This is a genomic window from Acidovorax sp. ACV01 (assembly GCF_014851495.1).
Lineage (GTDB): Bacteria > Pseudomonadota > Gammaproteobacteria > Burkholderiales > Burkholderiaceae_C > Acidovorax > Acidovorax radicis.
On record NZ_JACUZT010000003.1, the window covers coordinates 69,817 to 88,408 of the forward strand.

The following is an 18,592-nucleotide window of genomic DNA, read 5'->3' on the forward strand; positions in this document are numbered from 1 at the left end:
CGCACGCACCAAGCACTGGAGCTTGCTACAACAGCCCCAGCTGTCGTGCCTCAAAAATCGCTTCCGTCTTTGAGTGAACGGCCAATTTGTTGTAGATATTCTTGACATGGGATTGGACGGTGGACGGCGCGATGCCAAGGATCTCTGCGGCTTCGGCATAGGTAAATCCGCGTGCGAGTTTGGCCAGAATTTCCCTCTCGCGCACCGTCAAGGTTTCGGCGACTGGCGATGGCCCCTGTGGCAAGGGCACAGGAGACAGCCGGGCCAGCAGCTGACGCGCAATGATGGGCGTCATCGGGGAGCCCCCTGCGTTAAGGCTCACCACATGTTCCGCCAGATCGTCTTCGGTGCCATCCTTGAGCAGGTAGCCGCGTGCGCCCGCCTCGAAAGCGCGCATCATGTTCGCCTCGTCGCCAAACATGGTGATGACCATGATCTCGGTACCTGGAGACAATTTCTGGCACTGGCGGATCACTTCCAGACCCGATCCATCCGGCAGACCGAGATCCACCAAGAGTACATCCACACTGTTCTCGCGCAGCCAGGCGACCATCTCGCTCACTGTGGCCGCGGCATAGGCCAGACACAGGCGCTTTGCACGCGCGAGCGCCCGTGCAAAGCGCTCACGGGTGCGCGGGTCGTCTTCCACGATAGCGACGGAAATGCCAAGGTCTTGCACGGCGGAGCGGTGCTCGGAGGATTTCATGCAGGGGCCCGAGCATTGGTCTCTGGCTGCAAAGCCCCATTCGCCGCCATTTCAGCGCCCTCTTGCCGCACATCACTGGCCTGCGGCCCACGCATTGAATCCAGGGGGTTCGCCGCGTCCATGTAGGAGGTAAAGACGAGTTTCATGCGCTCAAGCGTAGAGGCAAAGCAGGGGACGCACAAGAAGCCGCAGCTCCCATGTTCATGGCATGCGCACATTTCGTGGTTTGGAGAAAGTCAGATCAGCGGGTGACCAAGGGCACGCTTGGCGGAGCCTTGTCGCCAACGGCCGTGACCCGCAGTGGTGCTTCATCCATCAAAGGCCGTCCCGGCACACCTGCTCCAGATGCAAAGGTGGCGCGGAGCGGCACGATGGTCATCGGCGAAACCACATGCACAACAACTTCTGCGAGGCACTTGGACGCCAAAGCCTGGAGGCTCATGTGCATCCAGCGGGGCTTGTCACCGGACCGCATCTAACCCGTGCTGCCAAGGGCACGTTTTCACGCTCCCCCAGGGGAGCTTTTTTTATTGCGCTCCATCGACCGTTGGCTCCCGTCCAGGCACGGCACGCCGGGATTTGCTTTACGGAAGCTTTACCTGGCCGATAAAACCGCGTGACGGCCCGTCGCCACCATGAGAGGCACCCCCCACTACACTGCCCCCATGAGCTCCCAACTGCTGATGATCGAAGACGACGCCCGCCTCGCACAGATGGTGGGCGAGTACCTGGGCCAGTCGGGCCTGCAGGTCACGCACCGCGCGGACGGCAAAAGTGGCCTGGCGCAGCTGCAGGGGCCCGACGCCGGGGCGCTGCCCGACCTCGTGATCCTCGACCTCATGCTGCCCGACATGGACGGCCTGGAGGTGTGCCGGCGCATCCGGTCGCTGCAAGGCAATGCGGCCCAGGTGCCGGTGCTCATGCTCACCGCCAAGGGCGACCCCATGGACCGCATCATCGGCCTGGAGCTGGGTGCCGACGATTACCTGCCCAAACCTTTCGAGCCGCGTGAATTGCTGGCGCGCATCCGTGCGATCCTGCGCCGCCGCACCGATGGCGGCACAGCTTCGGCCACCACCCAGGTGCTGCGTTTTGGCACGCTGGAGATCGACCGCGACGCCCGCACCGTGACCGTGGCAGGCGAGCTGGCCGACCTCACCTCCTACCAATTCGATTTGCTCGTGGCGCTGGCCGAGCGTGCGGGCCGCGTGCTCACGCGCGACCAGATCATGGAGGCCGTGCGCGGCCGCGAGCTGGAGGCGTTCGACCGCTCCATCGACGTGCACATGGGCCGCATCCGTGCCGCCATCGAGGCCGACGCCAAGAACCCGCGCCGCATCCTCACCGTGCGCGGCGTGGGCTATGTATTCGCGAAACAACAAGACTGACCGGTGGAGCGCGGCCTTGCCACGGCGCGCACCCCCGCTTTGCTGAATGTCCCTCTCCACCCCCTTTTCCCGCCGCCTGTACCTGCGCATCTGGCTCGCCGTGGTCGGCGGCATCGCGGTGCTCACGCTGACCGTAGGCTGGGCCTGGCGCATGGCCGAGGAGCAGAAGGCACAGACCACCCAGCCGTTTGTGCCGCCCTCGCGCGAGATGGTGCTGCGCGACCCCACGGGCAACCTGGTGCTGAAGGGCCTGGCCACACGCCAGCCCACGGAACCCGGCGAAGGGGCCGAGTTCCATATTGAGTCCGACACGGGCCAGTCTTTCACGCTTCAGATGGCGCCCCGCCAGCCCCGGGGTGACCGAGGCGGCGGCCGGCCGGGAGGCGGTGGCCCCAACCAGGGCGACGCTGCGTTCTGGACCCGCCCGCCGTTTGGCTTCCTGTGGCTCCTAGGCATCGTGGGCCTGGCCGTGGCCGTGGGCGTGTACCCCATCATCCGGCGCCTCACGCTGCGGCTGGAAGCGCTGCAGCGCAGCGTGCAGAAGTTTGGCGAGGGCGACTTGTCGGTGCGTGTGCCCGAGCAGGGGCAGGACGAGGTGGCCGACCTCGCGCGCCAGTTCAACGCCGCCGCGGCGCGCGTGGAAACGCTGGTCAAGTCGCACAAATCCCTGCTGGCCAACGCCTCGCACGAACTGCGCTCGCCGCTCACCCGCATCCGCATGGGCATGGAGCTGATGGGCGGGCAGCAGCCCTCGCCCGCCTTCCGTGAGGAGATCCTGCGCAACATCGCCGAGCTGGACCAGCTGGTGGACGAAATCCTGCTGGCCAGCCGCCTGGATGCGCGCGAAGCCGATGTGGGCACCGTGGAGCTGGTCGACCTGATTGGCCTGGCCGCCGAGGAGTGCGCGCGCGTGGATGCCGACCTGGACGTGAGTTCGGATTCGGTGGACGTGCTCGGCGTCTCCAAGCTGCTGCGCCGCGCCATCCGCAACCTGCTGGAGAATGCACGCCGCTACAGCACAGGTGACATCACGGTGGCGGTGCTCCGCCGCCAGGGCCATGCCGAAGTGCGCGTGAGCGACCGGGGGCCGGGCGTGCCTGTGACCCACCGCGAACGCATCTTCGAGCCCTTCTATCGGCTGCCCGGCGCCAGCGAACGCGCCGGGGGCGTGGGCCTGGGGCTGGCACTGGTGCGGTCCATTGCGGGCCGCCACAACGGCACCGTGCACTGCGAAGACAGCGAGGGCGGCGGCGCCTGCTTCGTGCTGCGGTTGCCGGTCAGCACGGCTGGCGCCAGCGCCACGCCATGAAGCCGTAAATCACCGCCCCCATCACCAGCATCGAGCCCGCCACGGCGAGCGCCCAATCGAACCCCTGCGCCTGAGAGCCCGCGCGCGCCAGCAGCGCAGCCGCCATGGGCGGCCCCACGATCTGGCCGATGCCATACAGCGCGGTCATCAAGCCCGTGAAACCCGCGCCCGCCTGCGGCCACTGGTGGCGGGCCTCCTGCAGCGCAAAGAACGTGATGGCTGTGAAGGGCAGGCCCAGGAGCAGACTGCCGAGCGCAAAGCCCGCAGGCCCGGGCCACAACACCCCCAGCGCGACACCGCCCGCCTGCAGCACATAGGCCACGGCCAGCAGCAGGCGCCGGTCCCGCGCGGGGCTGATGCGCGTGGAGAGCAGCGCGCCCAGCGCCACGCCCGCACCAAAGATCGGCCAGAACAGATCAGGCCACACCGACCCCGCTGGCAAGGCGGCGCGCGCGATGACCGGCAGGAACGTGGCTGTGACGATGTAGCCCAGGCCGGCAAGGCCATACGCGGCGGCCAGCAGCGACCGCTCGGCTGCAGGGCGCGGTGGGGGCATGGACAACACGGTGGCGGCGCCGGATGTACCGATGGCTGACGCATCGCCATCGTGAAAGGCGCGCCATGCACCCGTGCACAACACCGCCGCCAGCACCGCAAAGGCCGCCCAGCCCGTGGCAGCGCTCCAGCCCGCCGCCACCATGGCGCTGGTCAGCAAACCGGTGATGACAATACCCAGCCCCGGCCCGCAGAAGATCAACCCACCCCAGGCCGGGCGCCCCAGGTGCGCCAACCGCCCCATGCACCAGTTGGCCGTTCCCAGAAACACCAGCGCGCTGGCCACGCCCGCCAGCAGGCGCAGCAGCGGCCAAGACACCGGCCACGGCAGGGCCAGCAGCCCTGTGAGCAGCACCGTGGCAACCAGCCCGCCACGCACCAGGGCCGCATTGCCGGGCACGCCACCCAGCCGGCGGCCCACCCAGGGCAACGCCATGTACAAGAGCGCCCCCGCCAGGTAGCCAGCGTAGTTGGCCGTGGCCAGCCAGCTGCCGGTGGCGATGTCCACCACGCCGTCGTGCAGCATCATGGGCAAGAGCGGGGTGAAGGCAAAGCGGCCGATGCCCATGGCCGCGGCCAGTGCGGCCATGCCGGCCAGGGCCACCCGCAGCGCGGCGGTGCCGTCGGTGTGCCGATGGGCGGAAGGAGAAAGAGACGCCTGGTTCACGGTACAGGGTGGCGGAGGGTTGCCACGGGGGTGGAGGGTGTTTATCATCTTAACAAGAGATTGAATTTTTGTGATTCATACTTTTTAAAGATGGACAAAGCCCCACCCCTTCTGGACCTCGCCGCCCTCGACATCTTCCGCACCGTGGCGGCAGAGGGCAGCGTCACGCGCGCGGCCGAGCGGCTGTCGCGTGTGCAGTCCAACGTGACGACGCGGGTGCGTCAGCTGGAGGCCGACCTGGGCACCCCGCTGTTCCTGCGCGAGGGCAAGCGCATGGCGCTCACGCCCGAGGGCCAGGTGCTGCTGGGCTATGCCGACCGGCTGCTCGCGCTGGCCGAGGAGGCGCGGCAGGCGCTGCAACCCGGCCCGCCCGCCGGCCGCCTGCGACTGGGGTCGATGGAAAGCACCGCGGCCAGCCGCCTGCCCGCGCCGCTGGCGCGGCTGCACAGCCAGTGGCCCGGCGTGGCGCTGGAGCTGACGACCGCCGCGACCCGCGTGCTGGTGGAACGCCTGCGCGCGCACGCGCTCGACGCGGTGCTGGTGGCCTGGCCACCGGGCCAGCCCGCCGACCCGGCCCTGGAAACTCGGCCGGTGTTCACGGAAGAGCTGCTGCTGGTCCTGCCCGCTGGCCACCCGCATGCCGCCGGCCCCGACCAGGTGCAGCCCGGCACGCTGGCGGTGTTCGAGCCCGGCTGCACCTACCGCCGCATCGCGCAAGAGTGGTTTGCGCCCCGGCGGCAGCCGATGCAGTTGCTGGAGCTGGGCTCGTACCACGCCATCCTGGCCAGCGTGGCGGGCGGCGGCTGCGCGGGCATCGTGCCGCGCTCGGTGCTCAGCATCTCGCCGCACGCGGCATTGCTGAGCCAGCAGCCGATCACCACCATCACCACCTTGCTGACCTGGCGCCAGGGCTACCGCTCGGCCGCGCTCGATGCGCTGCAGCAGGTGCTGGTCGACTGACCGCCTTCAGCTCTTTTCCCCCTTTGTTTCCCACTTCATTTCCTTCTTTCTTTCACGGAACGTCACCATGCCCGACCGCAGCCTGCGCACCGCCCTCTCCCTTCGCCTGCCCATCGTGCAGGGGCCCATGACCGGCGCGGACACGCCGGCCCTGGCAGCGGCCGTGTCCGCGGCGGGCGGGCTGGGCACGCTGGGCTGCGGCATGCGCTCGGCGGCGGCCATGGCCGAGGCCGCCGCCGAGGTGCGCCGCCGCACGGACCGGCCCTTCGGGCTCAACCTCTTCGTGCAGGACACGCCCACGCCCGATGCCGCCACCGTCGATTTGGCGCTGGCGCGCGTGGCGCCGCTGTACGCCGAGTTCGGCTTGCAGGCCGCCGTGCCCGCGCGCTGGTGCGAGGACTTCCGTGCGCAGTTCGATGCCTTGGTCGAGGCCCGGCCCGCGGTGGCCAGCTTCACCTTCGGCATCCTCACAGCCGCACAGGTCGAGCGCCTGCACAGCGCGGGCTGCTACGTGATCGGCACGGCCACGACGGTGGCCGAAGCGCTGGCCTGGGCCGACGTGGGGGCCGATGCCGTGTGCGCATCGGGCATGGAGGCGGGGGGCCACCGCGGCACCTTTTTGCCCACGGGCCGGCCGCAGGCCGAGGGCCTTGCGCCTGCTGGCTCCACCATGCGTGCGGGGGTACCATCACAGGCCGACTTCGCCGCTGCGATGGTGGGCGCGCTGGCGCTGGTGCCGCAGTGCGTCGACGCCTTGCGCCCCCGCGGCGTGGCCGTGATCGCGGCCGGCGGCATCATGGATGGCCGCGGCATCGCCGCGGCGCAGGCGCTGGGGGCCGAGGCGGTGCAGATGGGCACCGCCTTCCTCGCCTGCGACGAATCGGGCATCGGCCGCGCCTACCGCGACGCCATGGCCCAGGCCATCGCCACCGACACGCGCACCACCCGCGTGTTCTCGGGCCGCCCGGCGCGCGGCATCGTCAACCCCATGCTGCAGAAGCTGCACGCCCACGAGACCGATGTGCCGGCCTACCCCGTGCAGAACGCCCTCACCGGCGCCCTGCGCCGCGCCAGCGCCGAGGCAGGCCGCGCCGACCACCTCTCGCTGTGGGCCGGCCAGGGTGTGGCCGGGGTGCGCCCCATGCCCGCCGCAGCGCTGGTGGCCGCACTGGAAGCGGAATGGCGGGCCGCGCTGGCCGAAATGGCGGCACAACTCACCGCACAGTAAAGCTATTCGATTGATAGCAGATACCGCTTGATAGACAAGCGGTATCTGCCATTTTTGTTTCCAAGCGAGCCCCCAATACCGGCGCGCCCCTAACGCCAGTGCACCCGCGGAACCGGCTTTGCCGGGCCACTGGGTGCGTCCCCCTCCGGGGGAAGGCGCGCAGCGCCTCAGGGGGCTTCACTGCCTCCAGGGCAGTTCGCGTGCAGGCCCCAGGATGACAGGGGGCTGGGCGTTGATCTTTTCACCGGCCAGCACGCGCTCGTACATCCGCAGGTAGTTGCGCGCCATGCGCTCGGCGCCAAAATGGTCGACCACGTGCTGGTGGCAGGCCCGGGCATCGAAGCGGTTGTTGCGCACGGCTTCGGCCAGCACGTCGGCCTCGGCCGAGAGCACGCCGCAGTGCAGCGGCACCAGCTCGGGCAGCGCGCCGTACGGCGTGGAGAACACCGGGCACCCGAAGTACAGGCTTTCGATCACGGCCAGGCCGAAGGGCTCGTGCCAGCGCACCGGAAAGATGAGCCCGCGCGATGCGTTGAGCAGCCCGGTCTTCTGCGTACCGCCCACCATGCCGTGGAAATGGATCTTGCGCGACAGCGTCCAGCGGAAGCCCCGCTTGAAGTTGATGCGCGTGCCGCCCAGCACATCGAGCTCCACACCCGCGCGCAGTGCCACCTTGATCGCGCCGCGCACGTTCTTCACACCCCAGGCCGCCTTGCCCAGGAAGTGGTAGCGCGGACGCGGCAGGCCAAAGTCCACCGGGCCGTAGCCGCTCCAGTCCAGGCCGTTGTAGACGAACTCGGTAGAGCCGTACCGCGCAGCGTGGTCGCGCGAGAGGAACACGGTGTTCAGCGGCAGCGGCTTGGGCTTGCGCGCGTTGCCGTGCTCGGTCACCAGGTACGGCTTGGCCAGCTCGGTGCGGGGGTTGAACTGGAAGTGCGTGATGTCCACGCCCTTCGGGATCTGCCCTTCCCACGGCTCGTCGGGGCGGATGGGCAGCACGTCGCCGAAGTCGCAGGTCGAGCCCTCGGGCACCAGGTAGCTCACCCGGTGGCCTTGCTGGACCAAGGTCTTGCCCAGGTCCCAGATCACGCGCTCGGTACCGCCATAGCCGTAGACCGGGATGGGAGAGTTGTTGACCAGCAGGATGTGCATGAAGAATGCCTCTCGTCTCAGGAGTCCATGGCGCTGGGCACCAGCCGCAACGATTGAAACTGGCGCGGCCCAAGCCAGTGCCACCGTGGCACTGGCTTCGCCAGGCCACCGGTGGCGTCCTCCTCCCGCGCAGCGAGAGAGGGGGAAGGCGCGAAGCGACTCAGGGGGTGCTTCATTTCACAGCGGGCGGGGACAGCCCATGCGCGTGCGCCGCTCATGCAGGGCTGCCAGCACCAGGGGGCACATGAAGAGGTAGAACATGTTGCCGCTGTTGTGGGCCAGGAAGACCTGTGTGAGACCGAAGCCGATGTACGACAGGGGAACCATTACACCCACCAGGCACAATGAAAGCGACTCCTTGTCCATCTTTCCAGACCCATCGCGGATGCGCCAGGCCGTGGGCCAGAACATCGCCAGCGGTATGCCGTAGAAAGCCATCAGCAGCAGCACACCGGGCAGCCCCCGCTTGGCAAACAGGTCCAGGATTTCGTTGTGCGCATGGCCAAATTCAAGCACCACCGGGTGCGCCAGCCCGGCCGCCACGCGCCGTGCCTTTTCCTCGGTATACCCTGCCCGGCCCCAGCCAGTGAGGGGCCGGTCCCAGCCCATCTGCCATGCCAGGCGCCAGTGCGCCAGCCGCTGGCCCACCGAGCTGCGGCCATCGCCGTGGTTCTGGTAGGTCTGCACTTCCTGGCGCGCCTCGTCCACCCGCTGCTCCACTGCGGGCACCTGCGACAGCGCGGCCGCGGCCAGCGCCAGCGCACACAGGCCCCAGTACACGCGGCGTTGTCCCGTGGTACGCACCAGCAGCCACGCGCTGACCGGCAGCAGCAACACCAGGGCCAGCCAGCCCCCACGCGACTGGGACAGCACCGACCCTGTGGCGCCCAGCAGGATGGCACTGGCCAGCAGCAGGCGCTGCCACAGCAACCAGCGCTTCCACTGCACCACCAGCAGCAGGCCACTCATGACGGCCAGCAGCATGCTCAGGTTGCCATACTGGATCGCATTGGTAAAACCACTCGCGCGGGGCAATGCCATCACGTAGGTCTGGTACAGCGCGACCAACCCACTGCCCACCGCGCCCACCGCCACGCCCATCCACAGCCAGGAGGCGCGGGGCTCGAACGTCATCAAAAAGAAGATGCAGGGCAAGGCGAGCAGGTATTTGATCGGGCGGTCCATGCTGCCCCAGCCCCAGGTGGCACCCACATCCAGCATCCACAGCGCAGCCATGCATGAAAAAGCCGCCGTCAGCCACCAGGCGGCACGCGGTGCCGGGCGGCGCAACCACAGCGGCGCACTGGCCAGGGTGGCCAGCAGCAGCAGGACGGCACCGTAGGAATAGCCCGAGGGCAGCCACAGCGCCAGCCCCGGAACCATGAACGCACCCACACTGGCGCTGCGAGAAAACCAGCGCCGGGTGTCCTGCTGAGACGTCATCACCGAATCACCCGCCCCGTCAGGCTGTCGCGGTCGTAGTGCAGGGCGGCATAACGAAAGAAACCCTCCAGCGCCACAAACAGGCAGTACAGGAATCCCGCACCACCACACAGAAAGCCCAGGCGAAACACATACAGCCGCAGGAACATCGACAACCCCGACGCCAGGCCGCGCAGCACCCCGCCGCGCTGGCCCTTCTCGGCACGCTTGGCGGCACCCAGCATCACGTACTGGGTGAGCTTTTCCAGGCTGCCGCGCACCGTGGTGCGGGAGTAGTGCAGCAGCCGCGCCTTGATGAGGCGACGCGGCACTTCTGCACCGCCGGGCAAGGCATGCAGCTGGGCCTGCTCGTGCACCACGCCGGTAAATTCCCGGACGAGCGCGCGCACAAACAGGCGTTCGATCTGAGATTGGGAGCGGAAATACGTGAGCTCGTGCCCATAAGCCACCATGCGCCAGCGAATGGTCCACACCGCCTGCTCGCCCGAGCGGACGATGGCTTGCAGCTCCTGGGCAAACGCAGGCGTCATCACTTCGTCGGCATCCAGGAAGAACACATAGTCGCCACGTGCATGCGCCAGCAACCGGTTGCGCTGCACAGCAAAACCCTGCCAGTCGGGGTGGCTATGGACCTCGGCGCCCAGGCGCGTGGCGATGGCCACCGTGTCGTCCGTGCTGCCACTGTCCACCACCAGCAACTGGTCGGCAAACGCGGCGCTCTTCAGGCAGGCTTCAACCCGGTGTGCCTCGTTGTGGGTCAGCACCGCAACGGTCAACGTGGGCGACACCGATGCGCCGCCGGTTGCAACTGGCATCAATCAGTGGCCAGCGTGTACGTGTTCGCCCGCCTTCAGGCGGTACACCGTCCCGCAATACGGGCACTTGGCTTCGCCCGTGCGGGCCACATCCAGGTAGACCTTGGGGTGGCTGTTCCACAGCTTCATCTCGGCCTTGGGGCTCGGGCAGAAAACACCACCCTGGGCGTTCAGGTCTTTGGCCAGCAATTCAACGGCAGCTTGCGACATAGGTATCAGTTCTCCATAGTGCATCGCGCGGGGGGCGATGCTGAAATCGGTGCGGCACACGCCCGCAGACGCAGCGCAACGGCCGCCCTGTAGCGGTTGCGCCGTCCCCTGCCCGGCAAAGCCGAAAGAAAGGGGATGCGGCGCGGCCGCTCAGGGGGTTGGTCAGACTTTCGCGAGCCAGTGGGCGTATTTCGGATTGCGGCCACCCACGATGTCGAAGAAGGCGCTCTGGATTTTTTCGGTGATCGGGCCGCGCGAGCCCACATAGCCCTCTTTACCCAGTTCGATGCGGTCGAGTTCGCGAATCGGCGTCACTTCGGCCGCCGTGCCGGTGAAGAAGGCCTCATCGGCGATGTACACCTCGTCGCGCGTGATGCGCTTTTGCACAATTTCCAGGCCCAGGTCCTTGGCAATGTGGAACACGGTGTTGCGGGTGATGCCGTTCAGGGCCCCGGCCGAAAGATCGGGCGTGTAGATCACGCCATTCTTGATGACAAAGATGTTTTCGCCGGCGCCTTCGGACACAAAACCCGAGCTGTCGAGCAGCAGGGCTTCGTCGTAGCCGTCGTCCAGCGCTTCCATGTTGGCCAGGATGGAGTTGGTGTAGTTGCTCACCGCCTTGGCCTGCGTCATGGTGATGTTGACGTGGTGGCGGGTGTAGCTGCTGGTCTTGACGCGGATGCCGCGCTTCATGCCCTCTTCACCCAGGTAGGCTCCCCAGGCCCAGGCGGCCACCATCAGGTGGATCTGGTTGCCCTTGGGGGAAACGCCCAGCTTTTGCGAGCCGATCCAGGTCAATGGGCGCAGATAGCAAGATTCGAGCTTGTTCTCGCGCACCACGGCCTTTTGGGCCTCGTTCACCTCTTCCTTGGTGAACGGGATCTTCATGCGCAGGATCTTGGCGCTGTTGAACAGGCGTTCGGTGTGTTCTTCAAGGCGGAAGATCGCCGTGCCGTCCGCCGTGTTGTAGGCGCGCACGCCTTCGAAGGCGCCGCAGCCGTAGTGCAGGGTGTGGGTCAGCACATGGATCTTGGCGTCGCGCCAGTCGACCATCTGGCCGTCCATCCAGATCTTGCCGTCACGGTCGGCCATCGAGGGAACTACGGGGCTCATGGGAATCCTTTGGTTGCTGTGGGTCGCAAAACAGGGATTTTACGGGGCCGCCGCATGCACGGAATCCGTGCAAAAGGGTGCAGTGCAGCAAATCGCACCCCGCCGACGGCGATTGCGGCGCCCCACGGCACACAGACATTCCAGGCCCGGCTGCGCCAGTGCCTCCTTCGGCGGCTAGTCCTGCGGTGTGGCGGGTGCACTGGTATCGGGCCGCACCAGCGTCCATTTCACCAATTTGCCGTGACGGAACTCACAGGTCACGTGCGACTGGGTGCCGTCCGTCCAGCGGTACATCTCGGGGTCGGCGCCCTCTGGCGACAGCAGCTCGCCCAGCGCCTGCGTCATTGCCACCACATGCATCAGGTTCACGCCCTCGGCCAGTCGCGCATTGAGCATGACCGCGCTGCCCACATAGCCGATGGGGCGCTTGGCGGCCTTCTTCATCACATTCACCAGCCGCGTGAAATGCAGCAGGGCCCACATGACCAGCCCTCCGCCCACGGCGGCCACACCGGCCCAGCCATAGGCGTAGAAACCAAACCCGATCAGGCCCACGGCGCCCAGGGGCACCAAGATATTGCGCAAATTCATGGGTCGATTGTCTTACGGCGTAGCACACACCACGCTGTGGGGATTGCTTACAGCCCCCGCACCACGTTCATGGCCTCTTCCACCCGCTCCACCGCGTGGATCGTCAGCCCCTCAATGGGTTTCTTGGGCGCATTGGCCTTGGGCACCACCGCCACGCTGAAGCCCAGCTTGGCGGCTTCCTTCAGGCGCTCCTGCCCGCGCGGTGCGGGCCGCACCTCGCCGGCCAGGCCCACTTCGCCAAAGGCCAGGAAACCCCGGGGCAGCGCCTTGCCCCGCAGGCTGGAGGTGATGGACAACATCACCGCCAGGTCGGCCGCTGGCTCGCTGATGCGCACGCCCCCCACCGCATTCACAAACACATCCTGGTCCATACACGCCACCCCCGCGTGGCGGTGCAGCACGGCCAGCAGCATGGCCAGGCGGTCCTTGTCCAGGCCCACCGACAGGCGCCGGGGACTGGGGCCACCACTGTCCACCAGGGCCTGGATCTCCACCAGCAGCGGGCGAGTGCCTTCCAGCGTCACCATCACGCAGCTGCCCGGCACGGGCTCGCTGTGCTGGCTCAGGAAGATGGCGCTGGGGTTGCTCACGCCCTTGAGGCCCTTCTCGGTCATGGCGAATACGCCGATCTCGTTGACCGCGCCAAAGCGGTTCTTGATGGCCCGCACCAGCCGGAACTGGCTGTGCGTGTCGCCCTCGAAGTACAGCACCGTGTCCACCATGTGCTCCAGCACGCGCGGCCCGGCCAGGGCGCCTTCCTTCGTCACATGCCCCACCAGCACGATGGCCACGCCCGAAGACTTGGCGCAACGTGTGAGGTGCGCCGCACATTCGCGCACCTGGGCCACCGAGCCGGGTGCGGACGTGAGCTGGTCGGAATACACCGTCTGGATGGAGTCGATCACGGCCACCGCAGGCTGCATGGACTCGATGGTGGCCAGGATTTTCTCGAGCTGGATCTCGGCCAGCACGTTGACCTGGCTGTGGTCCAGCCCCAGGCGGCGCGAGCGCAACGCCACCTGGGCGCCGCTTTCCTCGCCCGTCACATAGAGCGTGGGCAGCCCGGCGCGCTGCAGGGCATCAAGCGCCTGCAGCAGCAGCGTGGATTTGCCGATGCCCGGGTCGCCGCCGATGAGCACCACGCCTCCTTCCACAATGCCGCCGCCCAGCACCCGGTCCAGCTCGTCGATGCCACTCGGTGTGCGCTCCACATCGCTGGCCTCGATGGCCGACAGGGGCATCACCGCCTGCGCCTGGGCCAGGCCCGCAAACTGCGATCCGCTGTAGCGGTTCTTGCCTGGCCCGGCCTCGGCCACCGATTCGATCAGCGTGTTCCAGGCGCCGCAGGCCGGGCATTTGCCCAGCCAGCGCGGGCTGGTGCCGCCGCACTCGGTGCAGGTGAACGTCGTTTTTTCTTTGGCCATGGCAGGTATCGGTAAGGAGCCCCGAGGTGGGGGCAGCCGACTATAGCGGCCGTGCCAACACGCGCGGGCCACAGCCCGTACGATGGCGGGCTTGGCACCGCCGCATGGAGCTCACATTGCAGACACCCAACAACCCCTTCAAACAGGCCATGGCCCAGGGCCAGGCGCAAATCGGCCTCTGGCTAGGGCTGGCCGACGCCTACAGCGCAGAAATCCTCGCGGGCACCGGCTACGACTGGCTGCTGGTCGATGGCGAACATGCGCCCAACGATGTGCGCTCCATCCTGCACCAGCTGCAAGCCATTGCCAGCGCCAGCAGCGCCCTGCCCCCGGGCGCGCAGGCGCCCCACCCCATTGCCCGCGTGCCCGTGGGCGATACCGCACTCATCAAACAGTACCTGGACATCGGCGCACAAACCCTGCTCGTGCCCATGGTGGACACCGCCGAGCAGGCGCAGCAGCTGGTGCGCGCCACACGCTACGCACCCGAGGGCGTGCGGGGCATGGGCAGTGCGCTGGCCCGCTCGTCGCGCTGGCAGGCCTACCCCCGGTATGTGCACGAGGCCAACCAGCAGGTCTGCCTGCTGGTGCAGGCCGAAACGGTGGAAGCGATGGGGAATCTGGATGCGATTGCCGCCACCCCGGGCGTGGACGGCGTGTTCATCGGCCCGGCCGACCTGTCAGCCTCCATGGGGCACCCCGGCAATGCCGGGCACCCCGACGTGCAGGCCGCCATCCACGATGGCATCGCCCGCATCCTGCGCGCGGGCAAGGCGCCGGGCATTCTGGCCACCACCGAATCGCAGGCGCGCCAATGGCTGGCGGCGGGTGCCCTGTTTGTGGCTGTGGGGGTGGATACCATGCTGCTGGCCAGCGCCGCCCAGGATTTGCTGGGGCGTTTTCGCGCCGGTGCCGTGGGCACATCAGCGCGCCCGGCAGGCTACTGAAGTCCGTACGAAGCCAAACGCAACCATTCAGAACCACACTCCCTGGAAGACAAAGGCTCTACAACCATGAAAGCATGTATCTACGGCGCGGGCGCCATCGGTGGCTGGATTGCCATGGCTTTGGCCCAGGCGGGCAACCCGGTCAGCATGGTGGCGCGGGGCGACACGCTGCGCGCCCTGCAGGCCGACGGGCTGCGCATGCGGCGCGCCGATGGCACGCTGGCACAGGCGGCGGTCACCGCACACGACGACCCGGCGGCGCTGGGCGTGCAGGACCTGGTGGTGGTCGCAGTCAAGGCGCCGGGCCTGCCCGATGTGGCGCGCGCCATGGCACCGCTCATCGGGCCGGGCACCATCGTGCTCACGGCCATGAATGGCGTGCCGTGGTGGTTCCTTGACGGTTTTGGCGGCGCGGCGCAGGGCCATGCCCTGCAGTCGGTGGATGCAGGCGGCGTGATTGCCAAAGCCATCCCGGCGCGCAACGTCGTGGGCAGCGTGGTGCACACCAGCTGCTCGCTGGAATCGCCTGGTTTCGTGCGCCAGCATTTTGGCAACCGCCTCATCGTGGGCGAGCCCGATGGCAGCCGCAGCGAGCGGCTGCAGACCCTGGCCGACACGCTGCAGCGCGGTGGCATCGACGTGGAGGTGACCGACTGCATTCAGAAGGACATCTGGTTCAAGCTCTGGGGCAACCTCACCATGAACCCGATCAGCGCCCTGACGGGCGCCACCACCGACCGCATCCTGGACGACGACCTGGTGCGCGGCTTTGTCAGCGCGGTGATGCTGGAGGCCAAGGCCATTGGCGAAAAGCTGGGTCTGCCGATTGACCAGCAGCCCGAAGACCGCCACGCCGTCACGCGCAAGCTGGGTGCATTCAAGACCTCGATGCTGCAGGACGTGGAGGCCGGCAAACCCATGGAGATCGACGCGCTGGTGGGCGCCGTGCGCGAACTGGGGCAGATCACCCTTACGGCCACACCCCACACCGATGCACTGCTGGGCCTGACCCGCCTGATGGCACGCACACGAGGCCTGTACTGAAATATTTCAAGAAAATTGGCCACTAGCGCTTACCTATCAAGCGCCAATAGCTATTTATTTTATAGCGCATCAACCATGACCACTCTCACGCTCTACTACACCCCCGGCACCTGCGCGCAGGCCGTTCGCATCGCTTTGGAAGAGGCCGGCGCCCCGTACCAACTGATGCGCGTGGACTTTGCAGCGGGCCAGCAGCGCACGCCCGAGTACCTCGCCGTCAACCCCAAGGGCCGCGTGCCCGCGCTGGCCACGCCACACGGTACCCTGACCGAAACACCCGCGCTGCTGGCCTACGTGGCACAGAGTTTCCCCGAGGCGCACCTGACGCCCGCCGATGCCCACGGCTTTGCGCGCCTGCAGGAGTTCCACAGCTACCTCGCCTCCACGGTGCACATCGCCCATGCGCACCGCCCCCGCGCCAGCCGCTGGGCCGACGATCCTGAAGCGATTGCCGCCATGCAGCGCAAGGTGTCGCAGAACATGACCGACTGCTTCAACCTGATTGAAACCCACTACCTGCCCCCTGCAGAACACGGCCCCTGGGTCATGGGCGCGCAGTACACCGTGGCCGACGGGTACCTGTTCACCATCGCCAGCTGGCTGGCAAGCGATGGTGTGGACATTGCGCTCTTTCCCAAGGTGCACGCCCACACCCAGCGCATGCTGCAACGCCCCGCCGTGCAGCGCGCCCTGGCCTGAAGCCTGCTGCGAGGGGCAGAAAAAAGCCCCGGGCTCTGGCAGCACCGGGGCTTTTTTGCGGGGCGCAGGTGATCAATTCACCTTGAGATAGCGCCAGTCGATGCGGTTGTCGGCACGGTGGATGATGTCCACCTTCTTCGTCGCCGCCCACGGAATCACCTGGTTGTACAACGGGATGTGCGACACCAGCTCACGCTCCTTGATCAGCGCCTGCTCGATCAGCTGGTTGCGCGTGGTGGTGTCGGTTTCCTTCTTCACGCGCTCGACCAGGGCGTCGATCTGCGGATCAGAGAAGCGGCCCAGGTTGAAGTTACCGTCGCCCCCCGCGCCCGTTGTGCGCACCAGCGACTGCAGGCTGTAGAACGCATCGAACGTGGGCACGCCCCAGCCCAACAGGTAGATGCTCGCCTCATTGCGCTGGATCATCGGGAAGTAGGTGGCAAACGGCAGCGAGCGCAGCTTGGCTTTCACGCCCACCTTGGCCCAGTGTGAGGTGATGGCCTGGCACAGCTGCTCGTCGTTGATGTAGCGGCCCGCGCTGCAGGCAAAGTCCACTTCAAAGCCGTTGGGGTAGCCCGCGTCGGCCAGCAGCTTCTGCGCAGCCTTGGGGTCGTAGGGGTAGCGCACGTCGGCTTTCTTGCTCCAGCCATTGACCTGGTTGGCGATCAGCGTGCCGGTGGGCTGGGCCAGGCCACGCAGCACCACACGCTGGATGGACTGGATATCGATCGCCTGGTACAGCGCCTTGCGCACGCGCAGGTCCTTGAGCGGGTTCTTGCCCTTCACGTCCGAGCCAGGCAGCTCGTCGCGGAACTGGTCCAACCCCAGGAAGATGGTGCGGTACTCCGGCCCTTCCAGCACCTGCAGGTTGGGCGTCTGCTTGATGCGCGCCAGGTCCTGCAGGCTGGGGTCGATCACAAAATCAATCTCGCCCGACAGCAACGCGGCCGTGCGCGTGGCGTCGGCCTTGATGGGGGTGTAGACGATCTCGGTCAGGTTGGTGGGGTACTTGCCCTTGCCCCACCAGTTGGGGTTGGGCTCCAGCACCACGCGCTGGTCGGGCGTCCACTGCTTGAGCTGGTAGGGGCCGGTGCCCAGCGCGTTGCGGTGGGCATAGGTTTCGTCCTTGGTCTTGATGTCCTTGGGCTCGACCGACTTGTTCTTTTCGGCCCAGGCCTTGCTCAGAATGCGCAGCTCGGTGAGCTGGTTCACGAGCACCGGGTTGGGCAGGTCGGAGTGGATGTCGATGGTGTAGGCGTCGATCTTCTCGACCCGGTCAATGCCCTGCGTGTACACGGCAAAGTTGGAGCTTTTGGCCTTGGCCCGTTCCAGCGAGAACTTGGCATCGTCGGCCGTGAACTCGCTGCCGTCGCTGAACTTCACACCCTTGCGCAAGGTCAGGCGCAGCTGGGTGGGCTTGATGAGTTTCCACTCGGTGGCCAGCGAGGGCTCGGGCTTGAAGGTCTTGCTGTTGTATTCGACCAGTGTGTCGTACACCGCGCCGTGCATAGTGTTGTTCACGCCCACGTTCTGGGTGTGGATGTCCCAGGTGGAAATATCCACCGAGCGGGACCAGCGGAAGGTCTTGGCCTGCACAGCCATCGGAAGCGCCGTGGCCAGCGCGGCCGCGAGCAAGAGGGTCTTGAAACGCATGGGGGAATCACTCCAGGTCAGTCAGTCCCCCACTATCGCCCAAGTCACCGTTTTGCGGAACGAACTTGTCCTTCTTAGCTTAGAACCATCACACCCGCCAAAATCATCATGGTGGCTGCGGTCACCCCGTCCAGCACCCGCCATGCGCCGGGCGATGCGAACACGGGCGCCAGCCATCGCGAGCCGAACCCGAGGGTCAGGAACCACAAGGCGCTGGCCAGCGAGCCCCCGGCGGCAAAGGTGGCACGGCCCCAGGTGGGGTACGGGGTGGCCATGGTGCCCAGCAGCAGCACGGTGTCCAGATACACATGGGGGTTCAGCCAGGTCAGCGCCAGCACCGTGAGCACGGTAGTGCGCAGGCTGGCGCCCGGCCCGTTGGCGGACACCAGCAGCTGGGCGGGCTGGAAGGCCCGGCTGGCGGCCTGCACGGCATAGGCGGCCAGAAACAGCGCCCCCGCCCAGCGCATGAACTGCGCCCACTCGGGCCGCGCCAGCAGCACCCCGCCCATGCCCCACACCCCCGCCTGCAACAGCACCGCATCGGACAGCGCGCACACCAGCACCACCGGCATCACATGCTCGCGCCGCAGGCCCTGGCGCAGCACAAAGGCGTTTTGCGCGCCAATGGCCATGATCAGAATGGCCGTTGAAGTGAATCCATGGACAAAGGCGGTGGTGCTCATGGGCG

At 67.2% G+C, this 18,592-nt stretch carries 18 protein-coding genes; 7 read left to right on the forward strand and 11 right to left on the reverse strand.

Translation table 11 applies throughout. The features are described 5' to 3' along the window. Positions 1 to 25: 25 nt before the first annotated feature. Positions 26 to 706, reverse strand: coding sequence for a response regulator transcription factor (locus tag IB243_RS09040; protein ID WP_057228219.1), 681 nt, complete (start codon positions 704 to 706; stop codon positions 26 to 28). A 665-nt stretch (positions 707 to 1,371) separates the two neighbouring features. On the opposite strand from IB243_RS09040, the gene IB243_RS09045 reads away from it, so the two are divergent. Next, positions 1,372 to 2,094: a response regulator gene (locus tag IB243_RS09045; protein WP_192426443.1), complete on the forward strand. Its 723-nt coding sequence runs from the start codon at positions 1,372 to 1,374 to the stop codon at positions 2,092 to 2,094. Between the two features lie 46 nt (positions 2,095 to 2,140). Next, positions 2,141 to 3,403, forward strand: coding sequence for an ATP-binding protein (locus tag IB243_RS09050; protein ID WP_192426445.1), 1,263 nt, complete (start codon positions 2,141 to 2,143; stop codon positions 3,401 to 3,403). On the opposite strand, the gene IB243_RS09055 is transcribed toward IB243_RS09050, so the two are convergent. Beyond that, positions 3,372 to 4,625, reverse strand: a complete 1,254-nt coding sequence (locus IB243_RS09055) for a YbfB/YjiJ family MFS transporter (protein WP_370540330.1) — start codon at positions 4,623 to 4,625, stop codon at positions 3,372 to 3,374. The genes IB243_RS09050 and IB243_RS09055 overlap by 32 nt on opposite strands. Positions 4,626 to 4,715: 90 nt before the next feature. Between IB243_RS09055 and IB243_RS09060 the strand changes: the two genes are divergently transcribed. Together IB243_RS09060 and IB243_RS09065 are read left to right on the forward strand one after the other, a co-directional pair. Then, positions 4,716 to 5,585, forward strand: coding sequence for a LysR family transcriptional regulator (locus tag IB243_RS09060; protein ID WP_192426449.1), 870 nt, complete (start codon positions 4,716 to 4,718; stop codon positions 5,583 to 5,585). Positions 5,586 to 5,652: 67 nt separating this feature from the next. Next, entirely contained in the window at positions 5,653 to 6,813 is a 1,161-nt protein-coding gene (locus IB243_RS09065; protein WP_192426451.1) for a nitronate monooxygenase family protein, read from the forward strand. 177 nt (positions 6,814 to 6,990) lie between these two features. Here IB243_RS09065 and IB243_RS09070 read toward each other — a convergent pair whose 3' ends face one another. The 7 genes from IB243_RS09070 to radA form a co-directional block, all read right to left on the reverse strand. Further along, entirely contained in the window at positions 6,991 to 7,965 is a 975-nt protein-coding gene (locus IB243_RS09070; RefSeq protein WP_057228214.1) for a glycosyltransferase, read from the reverse strand. Positions 7,966 to 8,142: 177 nt separating this feature from the next. After that, positions 8,143 to 9,408, reverse strand: a complete 1,266-nt coding sequence (locus IB243_RS09075) for an O-antigen ligase (RefSeq protein WP_192426453.1) — start codon at positions 9,406 to 9,408, stop codon at positions 8,143 to 8,145. Then, entirely contained in the window at positions 9,408 to 10,223 is an 816-nt protein-coding gene (locus IB243_RS09080) for a glycosyltransferase family 2 protein (protein WP_057271037.1), read from the reverse strand. Before IB243_RS09080 ends, IB243_RS09075 begins: the two co-directional genes overlap by 1 nt. A 3-nt stretch (positions 10,224 to 10,226) precedes the next feature. Next, positions 10,227 to 10,433, reverse strand: a complete 207-nt coding sequence (locus tag IB243_RS09085; protein WP_010466991.1) for a zinc-finger domain-containing protein — start codon at positions 10,431 to 10,433, stop codon at positions 10,227 to 10,229. Between the two features lie 162 nt (positions 10,434 to 10,595). Beyond that, complete coding sequence (locus tag IB243_RS09090) at positions 10,596 to 11,546, reverse strand: branched-chain amino acid transaminase (RefSeq protein WP_010466988.1); 951 nt, start codon at positions 11,544 to 11,546, stop codon at positions 10,596 to 10,598. A 174-nt stretch (positions 11,547 to 11,720) separates the two neighbouring features. After that, on the reverse strand, positions 11,721 to 12,137 hold the full coding sequence (locus IB243_RS09095; protein ID WP_057228210.1) for a hypothetical protein: 417 nt from the start codon (positions 12,135 to 12,137) through the stop codon (positions 11,721 to 11,723). A gap of 47 nt (positions 12,138 to 12,184) precedes the next feature. After that, positions 12,185 to 13,561, reverse strand: a complete 1,377-nt coding sequence (gene radA / locus IB243_RS09100) for a DNA repair protein RadA (protein ID WP_010466975.1) — start codon at positions 13,559 to 13,561, stop codon at positions 12,185 to 12,187. A 116-nt stretch (positions 13,562 to 13,677) separates the two neighbouring features. On the opposite strand from radA, the gene hpaI reads away from it, so the two are divergent. From hpaI to IB243_RS09115, 3 genes are all read left to right on the forward strand, one after another. Further along, positions 13,678 to 14,508 (forward strand): 4-hydroxy-2-oxoheptanedioate aldolase, encoded by an 831-nt coding sequence (gene hpaI, locus IB243_RS09105; RefSeq protein WP_057271429.1) that lies wholly within the window; start codon positions 13,678 to 13,680, stop codon positions 14,506 to 14,508. A gap of 66 nt (positions 14,509 to 14,574) precedes the next feature. Further along, entirely contained in the window at positions 14,575 to 15,552 is a 978-nt protein-coding gene (locus IB243_RS09110) for a 2-dehydropantoate 2-reductase (protein ID WP_010466972.1), read from the forward strand. Positions 15,553 to 15,627: 75 nt separating this feature from the next. Beyond that, positions 15,628 to 16,251, forward strand: a complete 624-nt coding sequence (locus IB243_RS09115) for a glutathione S-transferase family protein (RefSeq protein ID WP_192426455.1) — start codon at positions 15,628 to 15,630, stop codon at positions 16,249 to 16,251. Between the two features lie 72 nt (positions 16,252 to 16,323). Here the strand turns inward: IB243_RS09115 and IB243_RS09120 are convergent, their stop codons facing one another. After that, positions 16,324 to 17,904 (reverse strand): ABC transporter substrate-binding protein, encoded by a 1,581-nt coding sequence (locus IB243_RS09120; RefSeq protein WP_192426457.1) that lies wholly within the window; start codon positions 17,902 to 17,904, stop codon positions 16,324 to 16,326. A gap of 74 nt (positions 17,905 to 17,978) precedes the next feature. Next, positions 17,979 to 18,587, reverse strand: a complete 609-nt coding sequence (locus IB243_RS09125) for a LysE/ArgO family amino acid transporter (protein ID WP_192426459.1) — start codon at positions 18,585 to 18,587, stop codon at positions 17,979 to 17,981. Positions 18,588 to 18,592: the final 5 nt, after the last annotated feature.